The 22,437-nt window shown below is 67.7% G+C and carries 23 protein-coding genes; 5 read left to right on the plus strand and 18 right to left on the minus strand.

The window, feature by feature from the left end:
- Positions 1-2: 2 nt before the first annotated feature.
- The 13 genes from L0C25_RS12100 to L0C25_RS12160 all read right to left on the minus strand — a co-directional run bounded on the left by L0C25_RS12100 (position 3) and on the right by L0C25_RS12160 (position 12,473).
- Complete coding sequence (locus L0C25_RS12100; RefSeq protein WP_271636740.1) at positions 3-464, minus strand: phage holin family protein; 462 nt, start codon at positions 462-464, stop codon at positions 3-5.
- Positions 465-605: 141 nt separating this feature from the next.
- On the minus strand, positions 606-1,361 hold the full coding sequence (locus L0C25_RS12105) for a hypothetical protein (protein WP_271636741.1): 756 nt from the start codon (positions 1,359-1,361) through the stop codon (positions 606-608).
- A complete protein-coding gene (locus L0C25_RS12110) occupies positions 1,358-1,855 on the minus strand; it encodes a hypothetical protein (RefSeq protein ID WP_271636742.1) in 498 nt (165 codons plus the stop codon). Before L0C25_RS12110 ends, L0C25_RS12105 begins: the two co-directional genes overlap by 4 nt.
- Before the next feature lie 110 nt (positions 1,856-1,965).
- Positions 1,966-2,310 carry a hypothetical protein gene (locus L0C25_RS12115; RefSeq protein ID WP_271636743.1) on the minus strand — a complete coding sequence of 115 codons (345 nt, stop codon included), beginning with the start codon at positions 2,308-2,310 and terminating at the stop codon, positions 1,966-1,968.
- A gap of 11 nt (positions 2,311-2,321) precedes the next feature.
- Positions 2,322-3,599, minus strand: coding sequence for a hypothetical protein (locus L0C25_RS12120; RefSeq protein ID WP_271636744.1), 1,278 nt, complete (start codon positions 3,597-3,599; stop codon positions 2,322-2,324).
- A gap of 20 nt (positions 3,600-3,619) precedes the next feature.
- Entirely contained in the window at positions 3,620-3,970 is a 351-nt protein-coding gene (locus L0C25_RS12125; protein WP_271636745.1) for a hypothetical protein, read from the minus strand.
- 127 nt (positions 3,971-4,097) lie between these two features.
- Complete coding sequence (locus L0C25_RS12130; RefSeq protein WP_271636746.1) at positions 4,098-5,378, minus strand: hypothetical protein; 1,281 nt, start codon at positions 5,376-5,378, stop codon at positions 4,098-4,100.
- 238 nt (positions 5,379-5,616) lie between these two features.
- Positions 5,617-7,572, minus strand: coding sequence for an acetate--CoA ligase (gene acs, locus L0C25_RS12135; protein ID WP_271636747.1), 1,956 nt, complete (start codon positions 7,570-7,572; stop codon positions 5,617-5,619).
- Positions 7,573-7,727: 155 nt separating this feature from the next.
- Entirely contained in the window at positions 7,728-9,374 is a 1,647-nt protein-coding gene (locus L0C25_RS12140; protein WP_271636748.1) for a solute symporter family protein, read from the minus strand.
- Positions 9,371-9,721, minus strand: coding sequence for a DUF485 domain-containing protein (locus L0C25_RS12145; protein ID WP_333908584.1), 351 nt, complete (start codon positions 9,719-9,721; stop codon positions 9,371-9,373). The genes L0C25_RS12140 and L0C25_RS12145 overlap by 4 nt, the downstream gene beginning before the upstream one ends.
- Before the next feature lie 144 nt (positions 9,722-9,865).
- Entirely contained in the window at positions 9,866-11,389 is a 1,524-nt protein-coding gene (locus tag L0C25_RS12150; RefSeq protein ID WP_271636750.1) for a sodium/solute symporter, read from the minus strand.
- Positions 11,386-11,748, minus strand: coding sequence for a hypothetical protein (locus tag L0C25_RS12155; protein ID WP_271636751.1), 363 nt, complete (start codon positions 11,746-11,748; stop codon positions 11,386-11,388). The genes L0C25_RS12150 and L0C25_RS12155 overlap by 4 nt, the downstream gene beginning before the upstream one ends.
- Positions 11,745-12,473, minus strand: a complete 729-nt coding sequence (locus tag L0C25_RS12160; RefSeq protein WP_271636752.1) for a LytR/AlgR family response regulator transcription factor — start codon at positions 12,471-12,473, stop codon at positions 11,745-11,747. The genes L0C25_RS12155 and L0C25_RS12160 overlap by 4 nt, the downstream gene beginning before the upstream one ends.
- Before the next feature lie 324 nt (positions 12,474-12,797).
- Here L0C25_RS12160 and L0C25_RS12165 point away from each other — a divergent pair, with 324 nt between their 5' ends.
- Positions 12,798-14,036 carry an ExeM/NucH family extracellular endonuclease gene (locus L0C25_RS12165; RefSeq protein WP_271636753.1) on the plus strand — a complete coding sequence of 413 codons (1,239 nt, stop codon included), beginning with the start codon at positions 12,798-12,800 and terminating at the stop codon, positions 14,034-14,036.
- A complete protein-coding gene (locus L0C25_RS12170) occupies positions 14,005-16,548 on the plus strand; it encodes a 5'-nucleotidase C-terminal domain-containing protein (RefSeq protein WP_271636754.1) in 2,544 nt (847 codons plus the stop codon). Before L0C25_RS12165 ends, L0C25_RS12170 begins: the two co-directional genes overlap by 32 nt.
- Positions 16,549-16,793: 245 nt before the next feature.
- Here the strand turns inward: L0C25_RS12170 and L0C25_RS12175 are convergent, their stop codons facing one another.
- The 3 genes from L0C25_RS12175 to L0C25_RS12185 are packed head-to-tail and all read right to left on the minus strand — an operon-like array spanning position 16,794 to position 18,711.
- A complete protein-coding gene (locus tag L0C25_RS12175) occupies positions 16,794-17,399 on the minus strand; it encodes an energy-coupling factor transporter transmembrane component T family protein (RefSeq protein ID WP_271636755.1) in 606 nt (201 codons plus the stop codon).
- Complete coding sequence (locus L0C25_RS12180; protein WP_271636756.1) at positions 17,396-18,094, minus strand: energy-coupling factor ABC transporter ATP-binding protein; 699 nt, start codon at positions 18,092-18,094, stop codon at positions 17,396-17,398. The genes L0C25_RS12175 and L0C25_RS12180 overlap by 4 nt, the downstream gene beginning before the upstream one ends.
- Before the next feature lie 8 nt (positions 18,095-18,102).
- The gene (locus tag L0C25_RS12185; RefSeq protein ID WP_271636757.1) at positions 18,103-18,711 is read right to left on the minus strand and encodes a biotin transporter BioY; all 609 of its coding nucleotides are present in this window, start codon (positions 18,709-18,711) and stop codon (positions 18,103-18,105) included.
- Between the two features lie 256 nt (positions 18,712-18,967).
- Between L0C25_RS12185 and L0C25_RS12190 the strand changes: the two genes are divergently transcribed.
- From L0C25_RS12190 to L0C25_RS12200, 3 genes are read left to right on the plus strand one after another with little or no spacing between them, the layout of a single operon-like run.
- Positions 18,968-19,810 carry an ABC transporter permease gene (locus L0C25_RS12190; RefSeq protein WP_271636758.1) on the plus strand — a complete coding sequence of 281 codons (843 nt, stop codon included), beginning with the start codon at positions 18,968-18,970 and terminating at the stop codon, positions 19,808-19,810.
- A gap of 5 nt (positions 19,811-19,815) precedes the next feature.
- Positions 19,816-20,859: a taurine ABC transporter substrate-binding protein gene (locus L0C25_RS12195; protein ID WP_271636759.1), complete on the plus strand. Its 1,044-nt coding sequence runs from the start codon at positions 19,816-19,818 to the stop codon at positions 20,857-20,859.
- A 4-nt stretch (positions 20,860-20,863) separates the two neighbouring features.
- Positions 20,864-21,691: an ABC transporter ATP-binding protein gene (locus tag L0C25_RS12200; protein ID WP_271636760.1), complete on the plus strand. Its 828-nt coding sequence runs from the start codon at positions 20,864-20,866 to the stop codon at positions 21,689-21,691.
- A gap of 3 nt (positions 21,692-21,694) precedes the next feature.
- Here the strand turns inward: L0C25_RS12200 and L0C25_RS12205 are convergent, their stop codons facing one another.
- Complete coding sequence (locus L0C25_RS12205; RefSeq protein WP_271636761.1) at positions 21,695-22,045, minus strand: DUF202 domain-containing protein; 351 nt, start codon at positions 22,043-22,045, stop codon at positions 21,695-21,697.
- Positions 22,045-22,434 carry a YidH family protein gene (locus L0C25_RS12210; RefSeq protein ID WP_271636762.1) on the minus strand — a complete coding sequence of 130 codons (390 nt, stop codon included), beginning with the start codon at positions 22,432-22,434 and terminating at the stop codon, positions 22,045-22,047. The genes L0C25_RS12205 and L0C25_RS12210 overlap by 1 nt, the downstream gene beginning before the upstream one ends.
- Between the last annotated feature and the right edge of the window lie 3 nt (positions 22,435-22,437).

The following is a 22,437-nucleotide window of genomic DNA, read 5'->3' on the forward strand; positions in this document are numbered from 1 at the left end:
TGTCAGGGCTTGGGAGCGATCGCCTCGGGCCGGGCCCCCGCCTTGTCGTGCTGACCCTTGAGCGCTCCCGGGATCTCCTTCGCCGTGCTGATCGTCTGCTCGGGGGCCTTGATCGCCTTGAGCTTGCGGATGCCGATCAGCACGAGGATGACGGCGAGCAGGAGGTAGATGCCGGTGACGATCAGGAAGGCCCAAGCCAGGTCGAGCCCGGGGATCTTCGCGATGAAGTACGCGGCCGTGATCGAGGCGAAGATGATGATCATGATGCCGAAGAACCCGGCGACCGCCAGCAGTGCACCGCCGATACCGAGGTTCTTGACGCTGACCCGGAGCTCCGACTTCGCGAGCTGGATCTCGTACTGAACCAGCGACGACACGTCTCGGCTCGCGTCCGCGACCAGTCGGCCGATCGTCGGGTCGGACTGCTCCTGCGCCTCGAGCCGGTGCTGTCCTTGGCTGCTCATGGACTCTCCTGGGTCGACGGGAACCGAAACGAACATTGCTGCTGCCGAGTTGAGCCTAGATGACTCGTTCGTACGGCGCAGCGCGGGTCGGCTCGTGTCGGCCACCGCGTGAGAGACGTACGTACGCGCGCCTCGCCGAGGCTACGACGGCATCGCCGGTGCGAACGCGAGCTCGTTGTCGCGGGGCAGGATCGCCGTGAGGAGCCAGAACACCTCCGTCGGGTTGGTCGGGTCGACGGCGATCAGCTCATCGGACAGTGACAGGATCGCCATGCCCAGCTGGGTGTCGACGATGTGGAGCGACCGCGCACCGTCGCTCTCGTCGGTGCCCGGCCAATGGACGCCGAGGTTCCAGTACCACCAGGGCCCCTTTGCGAGGGCGTCGGCGTACGCCGTGGTCGCCTCGTCGCCGGCGCTACCGGAGATGGCGGTCGTGGCGGTCAGGCGGCGCTCGGGGTCGTCGCACAACGTGTCGTCGACCATCTCCCGCGGCATGCGCCAGGGCTGGAAACCGGTCCGCGGGCGCGGCGACAGGCCGACCAGTCGCGAGATCGACACCGGGAAGAAGCTCGGCGCCGTCGAGATGAGCTCGAGGTCGCCGCCGGGTTGGCCCACGAGGTACGTCGCCGCTTCCGTCGACACCCAGCACTCGCCGACGACGAGCTTGCCTTCCTCATTGCGCATCTCGAGGCGCGCGACCGCGACCGGATCGGCGGCGGCGGCGATCGGCGTACGCACGGCCGGATGGAGCGATGAGCCGGAGACGAGCCCCGCCTCCTGAGCCTTCTCGAGGCCGCGCGCGGGCGGGTCCGCTCCCGCGGCGAGGGCGAGCAGTGCGTCGAAGCTGACCCGGTCGAGCGTCGCCCGGCCGGTATCGGGGTCGAAGGTCGCTGTCATCGGTCGGTCTCCTCCGCGTCCTCGTCGTCCTCGTCGGTCCGGAAGCCGCGCGCGACCTCGGCGAACAACCCGGCCGAGTCCAGGAGGTCCATCGTCCCCGCAGTGCCGGTGAGGGTGAACCCACGGTTGCCGCGCACGGTGCACCACTGCTCCATCGTCAGCGCCACTCCGTCCGGGTTCGCATGATGCGCGAGCCGGTGGAACACGGGGTGGCCGCGCTGCTCGAGTAGTTCGTTGTCGATGAGGAGGTACTGGTCGAGCAGCTGTGGGCTGACCGACTCGGTGAACTCCTGCCACGATTCGAGCGTGTGGCCGGGCTCGAGGTCGTCGACGGTGACCACGATGTTCGGCCGGAAGTCGTCGCCGTTCGCGGGCGCGACGATGGCGGCCGCGACCTGTTCTTGCGGATCCTCGTGCAGCACCCACGTACGCGGTGCGGGCAAGGCGAACCCGGCTCTCGCGTGGCGGTACATCGCCAACGGTTCATCGCTCATTCGTGCCTAGCCCCTTCGTGCCTGAGGGATCGCGTACGTGCGTCACCTGGTACTAAACCTACGTGTGTGGCGGGACATCCGAACCGGCGTCCGGTCGTCGGGATGACGGCTCATCGCTTCCGAGCTGCTCGCTTGCGGCGGGCGAGGTAGTCGCGGTACCAGGGGGGTCCCCACAAGCGCGGCACGACGGCCCCGAGCACACCGCCGAATACGCCCGCGACGATGACGAACACGGCGATCGGGCTGAGTGCGTCGGGCAGTACTCGGTACGCGGACGCCGCGACGAGCACGACGCCAGCGCCCGGGATGAACCCCATCGCCATGCTGTCGCTGCCACGGGCGTCCCGGTGCCACCAGCGGGCGCGTGGAGTGGTGCCGCGCCAGCTCCACGCGAACAGCGCCAGCAGCAGTACGCCGCCGACGAACAGTGCGATGGTGAGCAGCGCGTCGTTCATTGCGGGCCGCGTCAATCCCAGAACGTCAGTGCGTCGCCGACGTCGCTGAGCGCCTCGCCGGCGTCGTCGAGTCGGTCGCCGGTCCAGTCCGCGACGTCGTTGTACGTGTCGCCGGCCCAGTCGACGACGTGGTCGGCGACCTCGTTGGCGACACCCGATCCGATCACACCACCGATGATCCCACCGACGGCGCCGCCGATCACGCCGCCGACCGGTCCGCCGATCATGGTGCCCAGCACGGCGCCGCCCTTGGCCCCCGCCCATGCGCCGGCCGCCGTACCGGCGAGGTTGAGAGTCGCGCGGGTGCCTGCGCGGGTGACGCGTTCGCCGTCGGTCAGATCGGTGCGGTTGGCGTCGCGCGTCCACTGGTCGATGCCGCCGGCCGCGAACGACAGCACATAGCCGCCGCGGTTCATCCACTTGGCGGCCGTCGCCCACTTCGCATTGCTCGCGGAGTTTCCCCACGATGCCTGCCAGTTGCTGGAGCTTGCCCGCATCCGGGCCTGGTTCCACCACGAGGTGTTCTTGTACGGGAGATAGCCGTACCGAGTCTGTCCGGCGGCGTTGGTGTAGTAGCCGCGGGGAGCGAATCTGGTCCGGCTTCCGATGCGCCACTGCGCGAGCAGGTCGAAGCCGAGCGCGCCGCGGCGAAGACCCCACAGGCCGGCTCCATATGCACCCTGGTCGCCGGGAGGGCTCCAGAGCCCGGTCGTCCCCGTCCAGAAGTCGTTCCAGGTGTAGTCCCAGCCCATTGCCGGCATCACGCCTGCATCGATCGCCGTCTGCATGTTGCCCGCGGTCGGGCCATCGCGAAGCATCGACGAGGCCTTCGTCTGCCCGCCTTGGATGTAGGTGCCGTACGCGGTCCACCAGTCCTGCTTCGCATCGGCGGTCTTCTCGGCCTTGGCGGCATCGATCTCGCCCTGGGTCGGGTCTTCGCCGTCCTCGCCCTCCGCGCCGTAGTTCGGACCCTGGCTGGCCAGCCCGGAAGTGATCTCGTCGACGCGAGAGTTGAAGTCGGTGACCTGGGTGCCCCAGTACTGGCTCACGACGGCGGCCCAGGCGAGCTCGCTCGTGACGTCCTGGGAGCCCTGCTGTACGGCCTGGTCGGCGCTCTGTACCTGAGGCGAGCACACACCGGTCACCGACGTGAGCGCCGGGCTGTACGCGTTGCGGGTCAGGGTGCCGTTGGTCATCCCCTCGGCCGCCTGCGTCACCAGCGTCGAGCCACAGGACGTCAACGAGCCGGTGTCGGCGTCGTGCTTCTCGAAGGGCTCCATTGCACCCATGCGTCACTACCTCCCGAGTGCTACTCCAGGTTCACCGGCCGGTTGAGGACCGGCCCGAGCTCGGTCGTTCCCGCGAGGGCGGGGTTCTGGTCGGCCGATGCTTGATCGTCGCCGTCCATCGCGTACTGCACCGACCAACCGAGGTCGACACCTTGCTTCTCGGCTAGTTTGGACAGCGCGTTGACCCGAGGCTTGACGTCATCGTGGAACGTCTTGAACGCCTGGGTGACGACGGAGTCCTTGGACGAGATGGCGGCACTGTCGAGCGTGCCGGTCGCGGCCGATGCCCACGACGCCCAGGTCGGTGCTGTGTTCGCCGTGTTACGGGCGGCGGACGACGCGGGATCCGGTACGACGTCGATGTAGTTCATGGTGCTCCTCAACTGCGAGCCGACGACTCCCTACCCCGTTTTGGCACTGTAGGAGGGCAGGGGGTCACCGGGCGGCTACTCGGCGGAAATTCGTGAACGAAGGGTCAGTTGGGTGGGGGTGTCATGCTCAGAACACGCTGTTCCAGGCGTCCTTGATCGCGCCGCCGGTGTCCTCGAGGGCTTCGCCCGCATCGTCGAGGCGATCGCCGGTCCAGTCCTTGGCCGTGTCGAGGCCGTCGACGGATGCGTCCCACGCCGCCGTCACACCCTCGACCGCGTGGTCGGAGAGTTCGCTCGCGAGCCCTGAGCCGATCACGCCGCCGACGATGCCGCCGACGATTGCGCCGGCGCCCGTACCGACGCCGGGGATGACGCTGCCGATCGCGGCTCCGAGGGCCGCGCCGCCTTCGATGCCGGCGTACGTACCGGCGAGGGTGATCGCTCCGCGCGTGGTCGCCCGGACGCCCTTCTCGACATTCGTGAGATCGGTTCGTTGAGAGTCGCGGCTCCATTGGTCGTACGCACCGCCGACGGCCGCGAGCGGGTAGAACACCTTGTTCGTCGCGAACCGTGCGGCCGCGCCCCAGCGGGTATAGGGAACCTGCATCTTGGTCCAGGGCTTCAGCGGGTTGGTGACCCAGGTCCGGGGCATGAAGCGCTGCTGGTAGTTGCTCGAGTTGAGGTACGCTCGCCAGCCCGTGTTGGCGAACCCCGGATACGGCGCCGGCAGTGGGGCGAATCGGGTCTGTTTGAGGGTGTTCATGAAGAACCCCGGCCACAGCACCGCGAGCGAGGCAGTCTTCCCGCCCCAGATCAGCTGGTCGATGCCATCGCCGTTCGGAGGCCGGAAGATGCCGAGGAACCCGTTCCAGTAGTCGTCCCGCGTACCGAAGTCCCAAGACATCGGTGGGAGCGCGCCGGCGTCGATCGCGGTCTGCATGTGCCCGGGGGTAGGGCCGTCGCGCAGCATCGCCGACACTGTCGACTGCCCGCCTTCGATGTAGTTGTAGTACGCCGTCCACCAGTCGCGCTTCGCCTGGACGGTCGGGCTGTCTCCGTCGGGGTCGTCGGACTCGCCTTCGTCGTCCTTCTTGGTGGCGAGGGTCGACGTGATGGTGTCGACCCGGGAGTTGAAGTCGGTGACCTGGGTGCCCCAGTACTGGCTGACCACGGCCGCCCAGGCGAGTTCGGCGGTGACGTCCTGCGAGCCCTGTTGGACGGCCTGGTCGGCGGACTCGACCTGCGGCGAGCACATACCGGTGACAGATGTCAGCGCGGGGCTGTAAGCGTTCTTGGTCAGCTTGCCGTTCGTGAGCCCTTCGGCGGCATGGCTGATCAGGTTCGACCCGCATGTCTGCAGGTCGGCGGTGTTGGCCTGGTGCTTGGCGAACGGCAGCATCTCCGTCATGGCGTCCCCTCCGGATTTCATCGATTCGTGCCTCGACGATGAGGCTCCGAGTCGCCCGGAACGTCGATTGTAGACAATCTACTTTCCTACAAGGTCACGCTCGGTAATGTTGGCTATTTACGATAGCAAATCTCCGGGTCAGGCGAGCGGCGCTCTGCATAGCAAAGGTGCACCCCGCACGGCGAATTCGCCGCGCAAGGTGCACCTTTACCATGTTTACATGGTAAACATCCAAGCGTCAGTCGTCGTCGGACGAGCCGATCCCGGTCTTGATCGCGTCCATCACGGTGCTGTCCGCGAGCGTCGTGACGTCGCCGACCTCTCGCTTCTCGGCGACATCGCGGAGCAGGCGGCGCATGATCTTGCCCGAGCGCGTCTTCGGCAGCTCCGAGACCACCATGATGCTGCGCGGCTTCGCGATCGCGCCGATCTCCTTCGCCACGTGGGCGCGCAGCTCGGCGACGACATCCGGTCCGCCATCGCCCGCGGCCTCGGTCAGGATCACGAACGCGACCACCGCCTGGCCGGTCGTGGCATCGGTGGCGCCGACGACGGCCGCCTCCGCCACCTTGTCGTGCGATACCAGCGCCGACTCGATCTCGGTCGTCGACAGCCGGTGGCCGGAGACGTTCATGACGTCGTCGACCCGTCCGAGCAGCCAGATGTCGCCGTCGTCGTCACGCTTCGCGCCGTCGCCGGCGAAGTACTTGCCGGCGAAACGCGACCAGTACGTGTCGATGAAGCGCTGGTCGTCGCCCCACAACGTACGCAGCATCGACGGCCACGGCTCGGTCAGGACGAGGTAGCCGCCGGAGCCGTTCGGCACGGAGTTGCCGGCATCGTCGACGACGTCGGCGCCGATGCCCGGCAGCGCCGTCATCGCGGAGCCCGGCTTGGCCGAGGTGACCCCCGGCAGCGGACTGATCATGATCGCGCCCGTTTCGGTCTGCCACCACGTGTCGACGACGGGGACGTTGTCGCCGCCGATGTTCTCGCGATACCAGATGTACGCCTCGGGGTTGATCGGCTCCCCGACCGACCCGAGCACGCGTACGCTCGACAGATCGAACTCGGCGGGGATCTCGTCGCCCCACTTCATGAACGTACGGATCGCGGTCGGTGCCGTGTAGAAGATGGACACCTTGTAGTCCTGGATGATCTCCCACCAGCGACCCTTGTGCGGGGTGTCGGGCGTGCCCTCGTACATCACCGAGGTGGCTCCGTTGGCGAGCGGGCCGTAGACGATGTAGGAGTGGCCGGTCACCCACCCGATGTCGGCGGAGCACCAGTAGATGTCGGACTCGGCCTTGAGGTCGAATACCGACCAGTGTGTCCAGGCCGACTGCACGAGATAGCCGCCCGAGGTGTGCAGGATGCCCTTCGGCTTACCGGTGGTGCCCGAGGTGTACATGACGTAGAGCGGGTGCTCGGCATCGAAGGCCTTCGGTGTGTGCTCGGCGGACTGCCGGTCGACGATCTCGTGCCACCACACGTCCTTGTCGGTCCACTCGACGTCCTGGCCGGTGCGGCGTACGACGACGACATTGCGGACGCGCGGTGAGCGGGCGACCGCTTCGTCGACGGCCGGCTTGAGGGCGCTCGGCGCGCCGCGACGGTAGCCGCCGTCGGAGGTGATGACGATCTTCGCGTCGCAGTCGTCGATGCGGCTGGCCAGCGCGTCGGCCGAGAAGCCGCCGAACACCACGGTGTGCGGGGCGCCGATGCGAGCGCACGCCAGCATCGCGATGACGGTCTCAGGGATCATCGGCAGGTAGATCGCGACCCGGTCACCCTCTTCGACGCCGAGCTCGATCAGCGCGTTCGCCGCCCGCGACACGGAGTCCAACAGGTCGGCGTACGTGATCGTGCGGGTGTCGTCGGCCGGCTCACCGACCCAGTGGAACGCGACCTTGTCGCCCTTGCCGTCCTCGACGTGGCGATCGACGCAGTTGTACGCGACGTTGAGCTTGCCGCCGACGAACCACTTGGCGAACGGCGGGTTCGACCAGTCGAGCACCTGCTCGTACGGCTCGGCCCAGGTGATCCGCTCGGCCTGCTTCGACCAGAACGCGAGCCGGTCGGCCGCGGCTTCCTCGTACGCCGCCGCGGTGACGTTCGCGTCGCGCGCGAGGTCTGCGGGCGGGTCGAAGTGGCGCTCTTCGCTCATCAAGTTGGACAGGCCCTGCTCGCTCACTGATATCTCCTCATGCTCGTGTCTGCCTCACGTCACAACGTACTCCCGCAGACGACCGTGCCGCCGCCTGCGGGGTACAGCCCCCGTGAGCATGACGTTTGGATCGCAACACGCGGCGTGTCGCGATCCAAACGTCATGCTCACGGGGCGGGTGGTTACTCGGCGCCGGCGCCGGTGAAGGCGCGGGTCTCGAGCTCGGCGAACCTGTCCTCCGCCGCGGACTCGCGGGCGGTCATCGCGCCGATGAACCCGCACAGGAACCCGACCGGGATCGAGATCAGACCCGGGTTCTCCAGCGGGAACCAGCTGATGTCGATGCTCTCCGGCAGCAGCGCGAGGTTCTCACCCGTCGCCGGGTCGACCTTGCCGGATACGACCGGGGAGAAGATCACCAGTCCGACCGCCGAGATCAGGCCGCCGTAGATGCTCCACACCGCACCGCGGGTGTTGAACCGCTTCCAGAACAGGTTGTAGAGCACCGCCGGCAGGTTGGCCGACGCCGCGACCGCGAACGCCAGGCCCACCAGGAACGCCACGTTGAGCGATTGCCCTGGTATGGCCAGCGCGATCGCGATGCCGCCGATGATGAAGGCGGCGATGCGAGCAACCCTGATCTCGTCCTGACCCGTCACCTTGCCCTTGCGCCACACGTTGGCGTACAGGTCGTGCGCGACCGACGACGCCGACGTCAGGGTGAGGCCCGCGACGACTGCGAGGATCGTCGCGAACGCCACGGCGGCGATCACCGCCAGCAGCACAGCGCCGCCCAAGGTGTCGGGACCACCGCCCGCTTCCTCGGCCAGCAGCGGCGAGGCGAGGTTTCCGCCGGACTCCGCGACCTGTCCGTACGCGTCGTCGCCGAGCATCGCCGCGGCGCCGAAGCCGAGTACGAGCGTCATCAGGTAGAACGCACCGATCAGCCCGATGGCCCACAGCACCGACTTACGCGCTTGTCCCGCGGTCGGCACCGTGTAGAACCGGATCAGGATGTGCGGGAGACCTGCGGTGCCGAGTACGAGCGCGAGGCTCAGCGACACGAAGTCGAGCTTGCTCGTGAGGTCGGCGCCGTACTTCAGTCCTGGTTCGAGGAACGCCGACCCCTGGCCGCTGTTCGATGCGGCCTCCCCGAGGAGCTCGGACAGGTTGAAGCTGAAGTGCGCGAGCACCAGCACGGTGATCACGATCGTGCCGGCCATCAGCATCACGGCCTTGACGATCTGCACCCACGTCGTTCCCTTCATGCCGCCGACGACGACGTAGAAGATCATCAGTATGCCGACGCCGACGATCGTCCAGTTCTTCAGCGCGTCGCTGTTCACCCCGAGGAGCAACGCGACGAGCGCGCCCGCGCCGACCATCTGCGCGAGCAGGTAGAAGATCGACACCACGACCGTCGACACCGACGCGGCCGTACGCACGGGGCGTTGCCGCATGCGGTACGCGAGCTGGTCGGCCATCGTGAAGCGGCCGGAGTTGCGCAGCAGCTCCGCGACCAGCAGGAGGGCGACCAGCCAGGCGACCAGGAACCCGATCGAGTAGAGGAAGCCGTCGTACCCGCTCAGTGCGATCGCGCCGGAGATGCCGAGGAACGACGCCGCCGACATGTAGTCGCCCGCGACTGCGAAGCCGTTCTGTACACCGGTGAACGACCGGCCGCCGGCGTAGTAGTCGGTCGCGGTCTTGGTCTGCCGGCTCGCCCAGAAGGTGATGCCGATGGTGACGGCGACGACGGCGAGGAACAGCGTCGTCGTCAGCCCCTGATGGCCGCCTTCTTCGGCGGCGAGGAGAACCTGCCCGTTCACTTGCCCACCTCCTCGTCGAACTGCTCACGCAGCCTGGTGGCCAGTGGATCGAGTTTCGTACGTGCGAACTGCGCGTAGAGGTACGCGATGACGAACGTCGTGACGAACTGCAGAAGGCCGAACACCAATGCGATGTTGATGTTGCCGACGACCTTCGTGCTCATGAAGTCCGGTGCCCAGTTGGAGCACACGACGTAGAGGAAGTACCAGACGAGAAAGGCGATCGTCATGGGTACGACGAATGTGCTGTAGCGCTTTCGAAGCTCTTTGAAGTCCGGATCATCGAAGACACGAACGTATGCTTCGTGTTTCGTGGTCGGTAGCTCGTCGGTCACGGGGAAACTCACCTCGATGGATCGGCTGCCCGGGGGAGGCAGGCGTGACTGCGGTCACATTGGCCACCGAGGCTAGGGACCCGCGAACGCTCTGTGCAGGGGTTGCGACGCGCGGCGCGGTGAACGGTATCTCTCGCGCGGCGAGCGGTCGTCGGCTCAGCGGTGCTCGGGGGTCCAGCCGCCGCGGTCGACGTCCAGATGCTCCGGCGTATGGAGGCGGACCATCATCCGGTTGACGTTCGGTGCCACGTGTCGCCTGGAGGCCAGCGACACTCCGATCATCAGGGCGAAGCCGAGCGGCACCGACCAGAGTGCGGGCTGGTTGAGCATCGCACCCGCGAGGCCGGACGGCGCGACGTCGGCGAGTGTCGCGACGACCGAGCCGCCGGACGCCAGCCCACCGCCGAGCAGCCCGGCGACCGCGCCGTACGGGGTCAGACCGCGCCACCAGATGCCGAGGACGAGAAGTGGGCAGAACGTCGACGCGGCAACGGCGAATGCGAGCCCGACGGAGGTGGCGACGTTGATGTCGTCGACCGACACCGCGAGTACGAACGGCACCAGGATGGCGAACGCCGTCGCGAGGCGGAACGCGGTGACGGCGGAGAAGCGGCGGCTGAGGAGATCCTGGCTCAGGGCCCCCGCGACCGAGACGGCAAGCCCGGACGAGGTGGACAGGAACGCCGCGAACGCGCCCGCGGTCAGCAGCGCGCCGAGCAGCTCGCCGGTCGTACCGCCGATGACTCGGGCCGGCAGCTCGAGCACGACGGCGTCGGTGCGTCCGGAGCCGGCGAGATCGCTTGCGTAGATGCGACCGAGCACGCCATACGCCGTCGGGAGCACGTAGAAGATCCCGAGCAGGCCGAGGACGAGTAGCGTCGTACGGCGGGCGGCGCGGCCGTCCGGGTTGGTGTAGAAGCGGACGAGCACGTGCGGAAGCCCCATCGTGCCGAGGAATGTCGCCGCCATCAGGGAGTACGTGCGGTACAGGCTGTGATCGCGTCCGGACAACGGGGTCAGCCACTCGGACCAGTCCGTCCCGCCCGCCTCCGCGGGGGTCGGTGACCCGTCGCCAACCCAGAACCGGACGAGCAGCACCAGCGGTATGAGCAACGCGGTCAGCTTCAGCCAGTACTGGAACGCCTGGACGAACGTGATGCTGCGCATCCCGCCCGCGACGACGCTGACCAGCACGACGGACGCGACGAGTGCCCCACCGGCCCATGCCGGTGCGCCGGTTGCCGTACGCAGGGTGAGCCCGGCGCCCTGGAACTGCGGCATCAGGTACAGCCAACCGATGACCACGATCAGCAATGTCGAGACGTACCGCGTCGGCACCGACTCGAGGCGCGCCTCGGCGAAGTCGGGAATCGTGTACGCGCCCGACCGGCGCAGCGGTGCGGCGACCAGCACCAGGAGGATGAGGTAGCCGGCGGTCCATCCGACGCCGTACCAGAGCATGTCCGCGCCGTACGCGAGGATGAGGCCGGCGAATCCGAGGAACGACGCCGCCGACAGGTACTCGCCGCCGATCGCGGATGCGTTCCAGAACGGCCCGACCGAGCGCGAGGCGACGTAGAAGTCGCTCGTCGTACGACTGATCCGCAGGCCGAACGCGCCGATCACCACGGTCACGAGTGCGACCACCGCGACGGCGACGACACTGTAGGTCGAGTTCATCGCCGTTCGATCAGGTCGGAGAACGCCCGCTCGTTGCGCTCGGCCTGACGTACGTAGAGCCAACCGACGACGACGAGGCCGGGGTAGATGGCGACACCCAGCACCGCCCAGACGACCGGTACGCCGAGAACGTCGAGGTCGGTCGCGGACGGGGCGAGCCAGACCAGCAGCGGAATGCCGCCGACACCGAGTCCGATGGCGACGAGCACTGCGATCGCGACCCGAAGCTGCGAGCGGATCAGCGAGCGCATGTAGACCTCGCCGACCGCGGACTGCGCGTCGATCTCCTCCGTACCCGATCGATGCCGTGGCCGCCGGCCGGCGGTACGAGGACTGGTGATCCGCACCCGCTCGGTCATGGCGACTCTCCCTGCAGCTGCTGGCGCAGCTCGCGTACTGCCCGGCGCGCGACGTGCAGCTCGACCGGCTCGCCGGCAAGCGCGACGACGACCGTGCTCGCGCCTTTGACGGTACGCAGCGCGCGGATGTGCGGAGCCGACACGAGGACGCTTCGATGGATGCGGAGGAATCCCGCGCCGGACCAGCGCTCGGCGAGGGCGCTGAGCGGAGTGCGGATCAGGTGGCTCCCGGCGTCGGTGTGGAGCCGCGCGTAGTCGCCGTGTGCTTCGACGTAGACGACATCCGAACGCATCACGAAGCGAGTCACACCGCCCAGCTCGACGGCGATCTGCTCGTCGCTGTGCGCCGCCGCCTCGAGCGCCTCGGAGACCCGGCGGATCGCCTCGTCCAGGCGCGAGCGGCGTACCGGCTTGAGTAGGTAGTCGTCGACGTCGAGCTCGAACGCGTCGACGGCGTGGTCATCGTGCGCCGTCACGAACACGATCCGCGGAGCGTGGGGGTCCGACCCGAGCTCGCGGGCGAGGTCGAGCCCGGAGAGTCCAGGCATCGCAATGTCGAGGAACAGCGCGTCGATGCCGTGTTCGCGCAGCAGTCGCAGCGCATCCCGCCCCGTCGTGGCGGTGTAGATCTCGCCGATCAGCTCGCTGCCGGACAGCAGGTATGCAAGCTCGTCGAGCACGGGGCGCTCGTCGTCGACGACGAGAACGCGCATCCGTGTCTTCATGGCCGCACACTCTAATCCGCGCCGCTCCGGTCGCGGCGGACCTTGCCCCGCGGATTACCATGGGCCCATGGTAATCCGCGCCGCTACCGGGCAAGTTTGCCGGGTAGCGGCGCCAACTTCCCCCAGGGGCGTGCCGGATTCGCCGAGGAGATGCCGGCAGATCACGACCTGTTAACGCTCTGCCGTTTGGATTGCGCTCGGTCCGGGGAAGTCGGACCATGTGCGAGGCACGTCACGCCGATCCACAGGTGACGGTTCGATCCGAGGGAGACACCCGTGAGCTCACCGTTCAGCCGGCTATCCAGACCGACCCGTCGTGGAGCCGTGGCCACCGCCGCCGCTGCGCTCGTGGCCGGCACCTTCTCCGTCATCACGTCGCCCGTGCAAGCGGCCGAGGCGATGCCGATCGCCGAGATCCAGGGTCCTGGCGACGCGACGCCGTACGCGGGCGAGACCGTCACGACCCGCGGAGTCGTCACCGCGGCGTACCCCCAGGGCGGGTTCGACGGCTTCTACGTACAGACCGCGGGCACCGGAGCCGACGACCCGGCCGACCACACTGCGTCCGACGCGATCTTCGTCTATGCCGGCGACGCGCCGGTCGACGTACAGGTCGGCGACCATGTCGAGGTCACGGGTGAGGCGTCGGAGCATGAGGGGCTGACGGAGATCAGCCAGGCGGCCGACGGGGTGACCGTGCTCGACGAGCCCGCCGAGGCCGTCAAGCCCGCCGAGATCGCGTACCCCGCGACCGACGAGGCGCGTGAGGCGTACGAGGGCATGCTGCTGGCCCCGCAGGGCAGTTTCACTGTCAGTGACAACTACGACGCGAACTTCTTCGCGGAGTTCACGCTCGCCTCGGGAACGACGCCGCTGCGCCAGCCGACCGACGCCGCCGCACCCGGCAGCGACGAAGCCGCCGCGATCGAGGCCGATAACGACGCCCGTGCGGTCAAGCTCGACGACGGTGCGTCGATCAACTTCAGCGACGGGGATGACAGGAACATCCCGCTGCCGTACCTGCTGTCGCCGAAGACTCAGGTACGCACCGGCGCGCCCGTGACCTTCGACGCGCCCGTCGTGCTCGACTGGCGCTACGACGCGTGGCGGTTCCAGCCGACGACACAGTTGACCGCCGCCAACGACGACGCCGTCGACCCAGTGACGTTCGGCAAGACCCGCGAGGCCCGCCCCGCCGATGTCGGCGGATCGGTGCAGCTCGCGACCTTCAACGTGCTCAACTACTTCACGACCACCGGCGACCGGCTCGACGGCTGCTCGTACTACCGCGACCGGGAGGGCAACCCGATCGCGGTCAGGGGTGGCTGCGACGCCCGCGGTGCCGCGAACGCGGAGAACCTCGAACGCCAGCAGGTCAAGATCGTCAAGGCGATCAACCGTCTCGACGCCGACGTCGTGACGCTCGAGGAGATCGAGAACTCCGCCGTGTTCGGCAAGGACCGCGACACCGCACTCGGCCGCCTCACTGACGCGCTGAACGCCGCAGCAGGGGGAGAACCTGTGGACGTACGTGCCGTCGCCCGAGTCGGTACCCGAGGGTGAGGACGTCATCCGCACCGCGATGATCTACCGCAAGTCGGTCGTACGCGCGATCGGTGAGTCGGTCATCCTCGATGACCCAGCGTTCGCCAATGCGCGCCCGCCGCTCGCGCAGACGTTCCGCGAGCGCGGTGGCGCGCGTGACGACACGTTCGTCGTGATCGCGAACCACTTCAAGTCCAAGAGCGGCGACGGCACGGGTGACAACGAGGACACCGGCGACGGCCAGGGCTCCTTCAACGGCGACCGCGTACGTCAGGCGCAGGCCCTCGTGACGTTCGCCGACGAGCAGTCGGCAGCGGCGCGTACCACGTCGGTGTTCCTGATGGGCGACTTCAACGCCTATACCGAGGAAGACCCGATGCAGGTCTTCTACGACGCCGGCTACACCGACCTCGCGTCGCGTACGCAGGAGTCGACGTACGTCTTCGACGGCAAGGTCGGGTCGCTCGACCACGTCCTCGCGTCGGCGACCGCTGCAGAAGGTGTCGCAGGCGTCGACGTCTGGAACGTCAACTCCGTCGAGCCGGTCGCGTACGAGTACAGCCGTTACAACTACAACGCGACGCTGCTGTACGACGAGAGCCCGTTCCGGTCGAGCGACCACGATCCGATCGTTGTCGGGATCGACCCCGACGCGAAGTTCGTCGACCTCAACCTGCTGAACATCAACGACTTCCACGGCCGGATCGAGGAAGACTCGACCGTCCAGTTCGCGGGTACCGTCGAGCAGCTTCGGGAACAGGCGGGCGAGGACAGCACGCTGTTCCTGTCGGCCGGTGACAACATCGGCGCCTCGCTGTTCGCGTCCTCGGTCGCGCAGGACCAGCCGACGATCGACGTCCTGAACGCGCTCGGTCTGCGCGGGGCCGCGGTCGGCAACCACGAGTTCGACAAGGGATTCGCCGACCTGCGTGACCGGGTGATCGGACCCGACGACGACCGCAATGCCGACTGGACGTACCTCGGCGCCAACGTCTACGAGAAGGGCACCCAGAACCCGGTGCTCGACGAGTACGACGTCTTCGATGTCAACGGCCTGCGGGTCGCGGTCGTCGGAGCCGTCACGCAGGAGACGCCGTCGCTCGTGACACCCGATGGCATCAAGGACCTCTCGTTCGGCGATCCCGTCAAGGCGGTCAACCGGGTGGCCGGCGAGATCGAGGATGCGGACCTCGCCGACGTCATCGTCGCGGAGTACCACGAGGGAGCCGCCGAAGGTACGCCCGAGGGCGCGACGCTCGAAGACGAGGTGGCGCAGGGCGGAGCGTTCGCGAGGATCGTGAACAAGACATCGCCGGCGGTCGACGCGATCTTCACCGGGCACACTCACAAGCAGTACGCGTGGGACGCGCCGGTCCCCGGAGAGGCGGGCGAGACCAGGCCGATCGTGCAGACCGGTTCGTACGGCGAGAACATCGGCCAGATCGAGCTGACGGTCAACGCGTACGACGGTGACGTCGATGCGTACGACGCCCGCAACGTGCCTCGTACCGAGGAAGACCCGGCAGCGCTGGTGGAGAAGTACGACCGCGTCGCCGACGTCGACCAGATCGTCACCGATGCGCTCGACGAGGCGGCCGAAGTCGGTGACCAGGAGATCGGCTCGCTGACCGCTGACATCACCACGGCGTTCAAGGGCGACGAGCGTGACGACCGTGGGTCGGAGTCGACTCTCGGCAACACGGTCGGGAACATGCTGCGCGACACGCTCGCGAGCGACGAACGCGGCGGTGCGGAGATCGGCGTCACGAACCCCGGCGGTCTACGCGCCGAGCTGATGTACGAGGCGACGAATCCCGAGTCGAAGGACGGCATCATCCGCTACGCCGAGGCGAACTCGGTGCTGCCGTTCACCAACAACCTGAACACCATCACGCTGACCGGTGCGCAGTTCAAGACGCTGCTGGAGCAGCAGTGGCAGACGAACCCCGGTGGCGAGACGCCCGAACGGCCGTACCTGCAGCTGGGCCTGTCGGACAATGTCACGTACACGTACAAGGCGAAGGCCAAGCACGGACACCACATCACGTCGATCTCGGTCGACGGCAAGCCGATCAAGCCCAAGGCGGGGTACCGGATCGGCACCTTCTCGTTCCTGACGGCCGGTGGTGACAACTTCCGGATCTTCACCCAGGGCAAGAACCTGTCGGACTCCGGGCTTGTCGACCGCGACGGCTGGATCGAGTACATCGAGTCCAACTCGCCGCTCAGCCCGGACTTCGCCCGGCACGCCGTCCAGGCGCAGGGGCTGCCGAAGGCGGTGCGGCGCGGCAAGAAGGTGTCGTTCACGTTGAACGAGCTGAACCTCACCTCACTCGGCAGCCCGAAGAACGCCTCGGCGGTCGTACGCCTGGGCAAGAAGAAGGTCGATACCGCGAAGGTGTCGGCGAAGGGCACGGCGAGGGTGACCTTCAAGGTGCCGAAGAAGGCCAAGCTCGGCAAGACCGAGATCCTGGTCCGGGTCAAGCCGAGCGGCACGTACGTGCAGGTTCCGGTGCGGGTGAAGAAGTAGCCCCACCCGTGGCATCCCGAGACAAATAGACATTTGTCAGGCCCTGGCGTAACAAATGTCTATTTGTTGAGCCGGCGTGGCGATGCCCGTCCGGACGATGCCGACGTCGATCGTGCGCGTACGACGCTGAGCAACGCGGGAGGCGGTTCGGATGCCTTGCATGGCAAGGGTCCGCTCGGCATGGTGACTTCGCCGCGCAAAGTGGATGTTTACCATGTTTACATGGTAAACATGCCGCCGCACGCCTATTCGTCTCCGATGCCGCGGGCGGCGAGTGCTTCGCCGGTCGTACGCGCGCGGCCGACCGTGCGCAGGGTCATCGGGACGAGCAGCGCGCGCGGGTTGCGTTCGAGGCCGCGCGCCTTCGCCGCGTCGCGGGTCTCCCGGGCGATGTCGAGGAGTCCCGGTACCGCGCGCACCATCAGCGCCATCGCCAGCCCGATGCGATCGGGGTTGGCGCCGAGACGCCGCAGCGGCCGGCAGGCGCGCACGAACGCGTCCAACAGGGCGTCCATCGGGGTCGTCGCGGTGACGACCGTTGCGGCGAGCACGAGGCAGACGAGGTCGGCCACCACCTCGACCGCGACGGGCCAGCCGCGCTGCCACCACTGGTAACCGCCGAGCAGCACGAGCACGACGAGCAACGACCGCAAGGTGCGCAGGCTTCGGCGTACGCCGATCCGGCCGGCCGCCGCGATCGCGACGGACAGCATCAGGAACGCGAGCGCCGACAGCGGGCCGCGGACGACCGTGACCGCGATACCGAGCACGGCGAGCCCGGATAGCTTCGCTCCGACGGGCATCCGGTGCACCCACGTCGTGCCGGGACGATAGAGGCCGAGCAGGCTCATGCCTCGCTCACCAACCGCCGGTAGTGCTTCACCGCGTCGCCGGCCGCCCCGTCGAACGCGACCCGTGCCGCGTCGACGACGATGCCGCGCTCGCAGCGCTCGGCGAGTGCGAGGTCGTGCGTCACCAGGATCAGCTGCTGCGCAAGCGAGAACAACAGCTCGGCGATCCGTTGTGTGTTGCGAAGATCGAGCAGTGTCGTCGGCTCGTCGGCCACCAACACCGCCGGATCGGTGGCGAGTACGCCGGCGAGGGCGAGCAGCTGCTTCTGGCCGCCGGACAGCGCATGCACACTCACGTCGGCGAGCTCACGAAGCCCGTACCTGTCGAGTACGTCCAGCGCGCGGGCCCGGCGCTGGCCGGCCGAGCTGGTCGAGCGGCGCAGCGACAACGCGACATCCTCGGCGACCGTCGGCATCACCAGCTGCGCCTCGGGGTCGGTGAACACGAACCCCACCCGCCGGCGTACCGCTGCACCGTCGGATGCAGTGTCGAGACCGTCGACGCTGACGCTGCCGTTGCTCGGGCGTACGAGCCCGTTGAGCAGCCGGGCGAGGGTCGACTTGCCGGAGCCGTTCGCCCCGATCACCGCGATGCGTTGCTCGCGCAGCACGAGCGTCGTCGGCTCGAGGATGGTGACCGGCCCGTCGGGACCGTCGACCGTGACGGCGGCGGAGTCCAGCGAGATGTCGGCCACGTCTAAATTCAGCGGCGCGGGAGCAGGTCGGGGAAGGCGCGATGGGCCGCGGCCGCGACGATTCCGACGCACACGTTCTTGATCACGTCACCCGGCCAGAACGTCAGGTCGGTGGTGAACGCCTCGCGCCACGAGAAGTCGTCGATCCGCCAATGCATCCCGGCGATGCCCATCGGGTGGGTGATCAGGATGCTGGCCACCATTGCGCACGCGAAGATCAGCGGCGCGCCGTACGAGAGCCGATGGTGAGGAAGGCGCTCGACGAGCAGCCCGCATACGAAGGCCGCGATCGGGAACGCGAGCAGGTAGCCGATGGACGGTTTGGCGAAGGTCGCGAGGCCACCCGTCGCATCGGCGAACACGGGGAGGCCGGCGAACCCGACGGCGAGGTAGAGCAGTGCGGCGAGGAACCCGCGGCGGGCGCCGAGACAGGCACCGGCGAGCATCACTCCGAACGTCTGCAGCGTGATCGGTACGGCGAGACCGCCGACATGGATGCCGGGCATGATCGCGCACACCGCGATCAACGCGGCGAAGAACGCGATCAGCGAAACATCGGTCGTGGTCGTCGTACGACGTGCCGGCGTCTCGGGCCGGGCCGTTGCGTCTCGGGGCATGGCCGCACTCTAAGGGTTACCCGCCATTACCTGTACGTGTTCGCGGCCACATCGTGGCCCGTCGACTCACTCCGGGATCGTCGTGTACGTTATGCCTACTAAATTCATGTAGTTAATACAAAACCACATCCTGGTCCCATCGATTTGGCCCCGCACTGGCACTTTTGACGCTGCCAGGGCGCCATTAGCGTGAGGGACCAGCCGCGGGGGTGACGGGAACCACAGCGAGACGTCCGACCCTGATGGGAGCGAGTCCATGGCGGCAGTCGACCAGACCGGGACGATGTGGAGCGGTCCGCGGTATAAACAGGAGGCCGCGCAGAAGAGGACCGGGCGGTCGCAGTATCTGCTGATCAGCGTGGGCAGCGTGCTCACCGTCCTGATCCTGTGGTGGCTGATCACGGCGCTCGATCTGGTCGACCCGCTCTTCGTGCCGACGCCCGCGTCGGTATGGGACTCCTTCGTCACTGCGCTCACCGACGGCTACCGCGGTCGCGGTCTACTCGTCCATCTCGCGGTCAGCCTGCAGCGTCTGTTCGTCGCCTTGGCGCTCGCTGTCGTGATCGCGGTCCCGCTCGGTGTGCTGGTCGGCTTCAGTCGTCGGCTGGAGGCCGCGCTCGAGCCACTCATCAACTTCTACCGAGTGCTCCCGCCACTCGCGTACTATCCGCTGCTGATCATCTGGATGGGGATCAGTGAGGTCCCGAAGGTCACGCTGCTCTTCCTCGCCGGGTTCGCGCCGCTGTTCATATCGGTCGTTCAGGGCGTACGCAACGTGTCCAAGGGCAGGCTCGACGCGGCCCGCTCGCTGGGAGCGAGCGACCGGCAGGTGATGCGTTACGTCGTGCTCCCGTCGATCCTGCCGGACCTGTTCACCGGCCTACGGGTGGCCATCGGCTTCACCTACACGACTCTGGTAGCGGCCGAGATGGTGGCGGCGACCGTCGGTATCGGCTGGATGGTTCTGGACGCCGGCCGGTACCTGCAGAGCGACATCGTCTTCATGGGCATCATCGTCATGGGTATCACCGGAATCGCGCTGGACAGCCTCGCCAAGTACGCGCAACGGCGGATCGTGCCGTGGCAGGGAAAGGGCTGAGCCCGATGAGCGACGGGAGAGGCAGCCGGGTACGCCGGACCGGACTGGCTGTCGCCATTGGAGCTGGAACGCTGGCGCTGGTCGCCTCGGCGTGTGGCGGCGAGGGACTGACCAGCGGCGGTGGCAACACCGTGCGCATCGCCTACCAGGTGATCCCGAACAGCGCCCCGATCGTCAAGCACGAGGGGTGGCTGGAGGACGAGCTGGACATGGACGTCGAGTGGCGACAGTACGACGCCGGAGCCGACGTCAACCAGGCCGTTGCGGCGGGCTCGGTGGACATCGGGCTCGCGGGCAGCACGCTGGTTGCGAACGGCATCGCGACCGGACTCCCGTACGAGGTGCCGTGGATCTACGACGTGATCGGCGACAACGAGGCGCTCGTTGCCCGGGGCGAGATCGCGTCGATCAAGGACCTCGAGGGCAAGAAGATCGCGACGCCGCTTGGCTCCACCACGCAGTACAGCCTGGTCGCTGCGCTCGAGGAGGCCGGCGTCGACCCGTCGGATGTGTCGATCCTCGATATGGAGCCGCCAGACGCGCTGGCAGCGTGGAAGAACGGAAGCATCGATGCTGCGTACGTCTGGCACCCGACCCTGCAGCAGATGATCGACGACGGCGGCAAGGTGCTGGTGACCAGCGGGGACCTCGCAAAGCAGGGAACCGTCACCGCTGACCTCGGTATCGTGTCGACCGACTTCGCCAACGAGCACCCGGATGTCGTGGCCGACTGGCTCCGGGCCGAGAACCGCGGCGTGCGGCTGATAAAGGACGATCCGCAGCAGGCCGCACAGATCGTGGCCGACGAGTTCGGCACCGACCAGGACACTATCGCCACTCAGATGAAGGACCTGATCATCCTGAATGGCAGGCAGCAGTTGACTGCGGATCAACTCGGAACGGCTGAGTCCCCGGGGGCACTCAGCCAGACGCTGCACAAAACGGCCGAGTTCCTCGTCGACAACGACCTGATCGACAGCGCACCGGGTGAGACGACGTTCGAGGACGTGGTCGACCCGTCGTACCTGCAGCACGCCCTTGGAGGATGACACGATGAGCATGCAACCCGAGGTAACGGCGTCGGCCGGCGACGCACATGCGACCACGGCCGAGCGTGTGGCGATCGAACATGTCTCGCACTGGTACGAGACGAATGCGGAGAACATCCAGGCACTCTCGGACATCGACCTGCGGGTCGAGCCGGGCGAGTTCGTGTGCATCGTCGGCGCCTCCGGATGTGGCAAGACGACCCTGCTGCAGATGCTCGCCGGTTTCCTCACGCCGACCGAAGGCCGGCTCACGATGGGGTCCGAGCCGATCACGCAACCCGATCCGGTTCGAGGGGTGGTGTTCCAGCAGCCCAACCTCTACCCATGGCTGAACGTCCGCGACAACGTCAACTTCGGACCACGCATGCGCAACGAGAGCAAGGGGTCGTACGGGCCCAGAGTCGAGCAGATGTTGGAGCTCGTGGGCCTCGCAGACTTCGCCGAACGGGCGCCGTACGAACTGTCCGGTGGAATGCAGCAACGGGCCGCGATCGCCCGCGCGCTCGTGAACGAGCCCGACGTGTTGCTCATGGACGAGCCGTTCGGTGCTCTGGACGCGCTGACCAGGGAGCGACTCCAGGAGGAGCTTCTCGCAATCTGGCGGCAGACCCGCAAGACGGTCTTCTTCATCACCCACAGCGTCGAGGAGGCCGTCTACCTCGGTACTCGGGTCTTGGTGATGAGTCCGCGGCCGGGCCGGGTCGTTCTCGACCGCGACGTACGTGTCCCGGCGCTACGCGACGCCAGCCCGCAGGAGGTCCGTGCGTCGAAGGAGTTCGCCGAGCTCCGCGAGGAGATCGCATTGACGATCTACCGCGGATCCGACGTCTGAGCCTCAGGACACCACGGCGGCGGCGAGCACCAGGATCATCAGCACGGTGACCGCGGCGACTGCGAACTCGAAGCGACCGTCCCGGATGCGCAGCGGCGCGCGCTCGGTCCAGTCCATCCGGCGCCGATAGCGTCGCCGGCTGCCGAGCACCAGCGCGATGCTGACGGGGACGGCGGCGGCAACCGAGACCAGGGCGATCGGGCCGATTGACTCGACGGCGAGCCGGGACACGATCGCGGCGGTGACGACGACCGACAGCGCGGTACGAGACCAGGCCAGCGACGTGCGTTCGTTCTGCGTACCGGCGGACTCGCCGCGCCTCGGCGACTCCGGTGCTGGAACGGGATCGTCCATCACACCACGGACGCGACGATCAGGATCAGCCCGATCAGCAGAATGCCGACCACGACGGGCATGGCGAGCCCCATCGAGGGCAGGGGTGCACCGGTACGCATGGCACGCTCGGCTCGCGCCCAGCGGAGCCAGGACGCGACCGCGCACAGCAGACCGAGGAGGACGAGGATCGCCGCGAGCGTGGTCTGCAGTACGTCGCTCATCGGCAGGTCGAGCGCGTCGACGGCGGCGCCGCCGGCCAGCAGCGCGAGTCCGGTTCGGATCCAGGCCAGGAACGTACGCTCGTTGGCGAAGGTGAACCGCGGATCGGGCTCGTCGCCGACGCCGTACACCGATCGCGGCCACCGCGAGTCTGCGGCGCCCGAAGGCTTGGATTCGCTCGCGCTCACGGC

It is taken from the genome of Solicola gregarius (assembly GCF_025790165.1).
Classification (GTDB): domain Bacteria; phylum Actinomycetota; class Actinomycetes; order Propionibacteriales; family Nocardioidaceae; genus Solicola; species Solicola gregarius.

What these genes read in the sequence shown, in the direction of transcription:
- L0C25_RS12100 (WP_271636740.1), bottom strand. Translation starts at nt 464, where the DNA reads ATGAGCAGCCAAGGACAGCACCGGCTCGAGGCGCAGGAGCAGTCCGAC.
- L0C25_RS12105 (WP_271636741.1), bottom strand. Translation starts at nt 1,361, where the DNA reads ATGACAGCGACCTTCGACCCCGATACCGGCCGGGCGACGCTCGACCGG.
- L0C25_RS12110 (WP_271636742.1), bottom strand. Translation starts at nt 1,855, where the DNA reads ATGAGCGATGAACCGTTGGCGATGTACCGCCACGCGAGAGCCGGGTTC.
- L0C25_RS12115 (WP_271636743.1), bottom strand. Translation starts at nt 2,310, where the DNA reads ATGAACGACGCGCTGCTCACCATCGCACTGTTCGTCGGCGGCGTACTG.
- L0C25_RS12120 (WP_271636744.1), bottom strand. Translation starts at nt 3,599, where the DNA reads ATGGGTGCAATGGAGCCCTTCGAGAAGCACGACGCCGACACCGGCTCG.
- L0C25_RS12125 (WP_271636745.1), bottom strand. Translation starts at nt 3,970, where the DNA reads ATGAACTACATCGACGTCGTACCGGATCCCGCGTCGTCCGCCGCCCGT.
- L0C25_RS12130 (WP_271636746.1), bottom strand. Translation starts at nt 5,378, where the DNA reads ATGACGGAGATGCTGCCGTTCGCCAAGCACCAGGCCAACACCGCCGAC.
- L0C25_RS12150 (WP_271636750.1), bottom strand. Translation starts at nt 11,389, where the DNA reads ATGAACTCGACCTACAGTGTCGTCGCCGTCGCGGTGGTCGCACTCGTG.
- L0C25_RS12155 (WP_271636751.1), bottom strand. Translation starts at nt 11,748, where the DNA reads ATGACCGAGCGGGTGCGGATCACCAGTCCTCGTACCGCCGGCCGGCGG.
- L0C25_RS12160 (WP_271636752.1), bottom strand. Translation starts at nt 12,473, where the DNA reads ATGAAGACACGGATGCGCGTTCTCGTCGTCGACGACGAGCGCCCCGTG.
- L0C25_RS12175 (WP_271636755.1), bottom strand. Translation starts at nt 17,399, where the DNA reads ATGAGCCTGCTCGGCCTCTATCGTCCCGGCACGACGTGGGTGCACCGG.
- L0C25_RS12185 (WP_271636757.1), bottom strand. Translation starts at nt 18,711, where the DNA reads ATGCCCCGAGACGCAACGGCCCGGCCCGAGACGCCGGCACGTCGTACG.
- L0C25_RS12190 (WP_271636758.1), top strand. Translation starts at nt 18,968, where the DNA reads ATGGCGGCAGTCGACCAGACCGGGACGATGTGGAGCGGTCCGCGGTAT.
- L0C25_RS12195 (WP_271636759.1), top strand. Translation starts at nt 19,816, where the DNA reads ATGAGCGACGGGAGAGGCAGCCGGGTACGCCGGACCGGACTGGCTGTC.
- L0C25_RS12200 (WP_271636760.1), top strand. Translation starts at nt 20,864, where the DNA reads ATGAGCATGCAACCCGAGGTAACGGCGTCGGCCGGCGACGCACATGCG.
- L0C25_RS12205 (WP_271636761.1), bottom strand. Translation starts at nt 22,045, where the DNA reads ATGGACGATCCCGTTCCAGCACCGGAGTCGCCGAGGCGCGGCGAGTCC.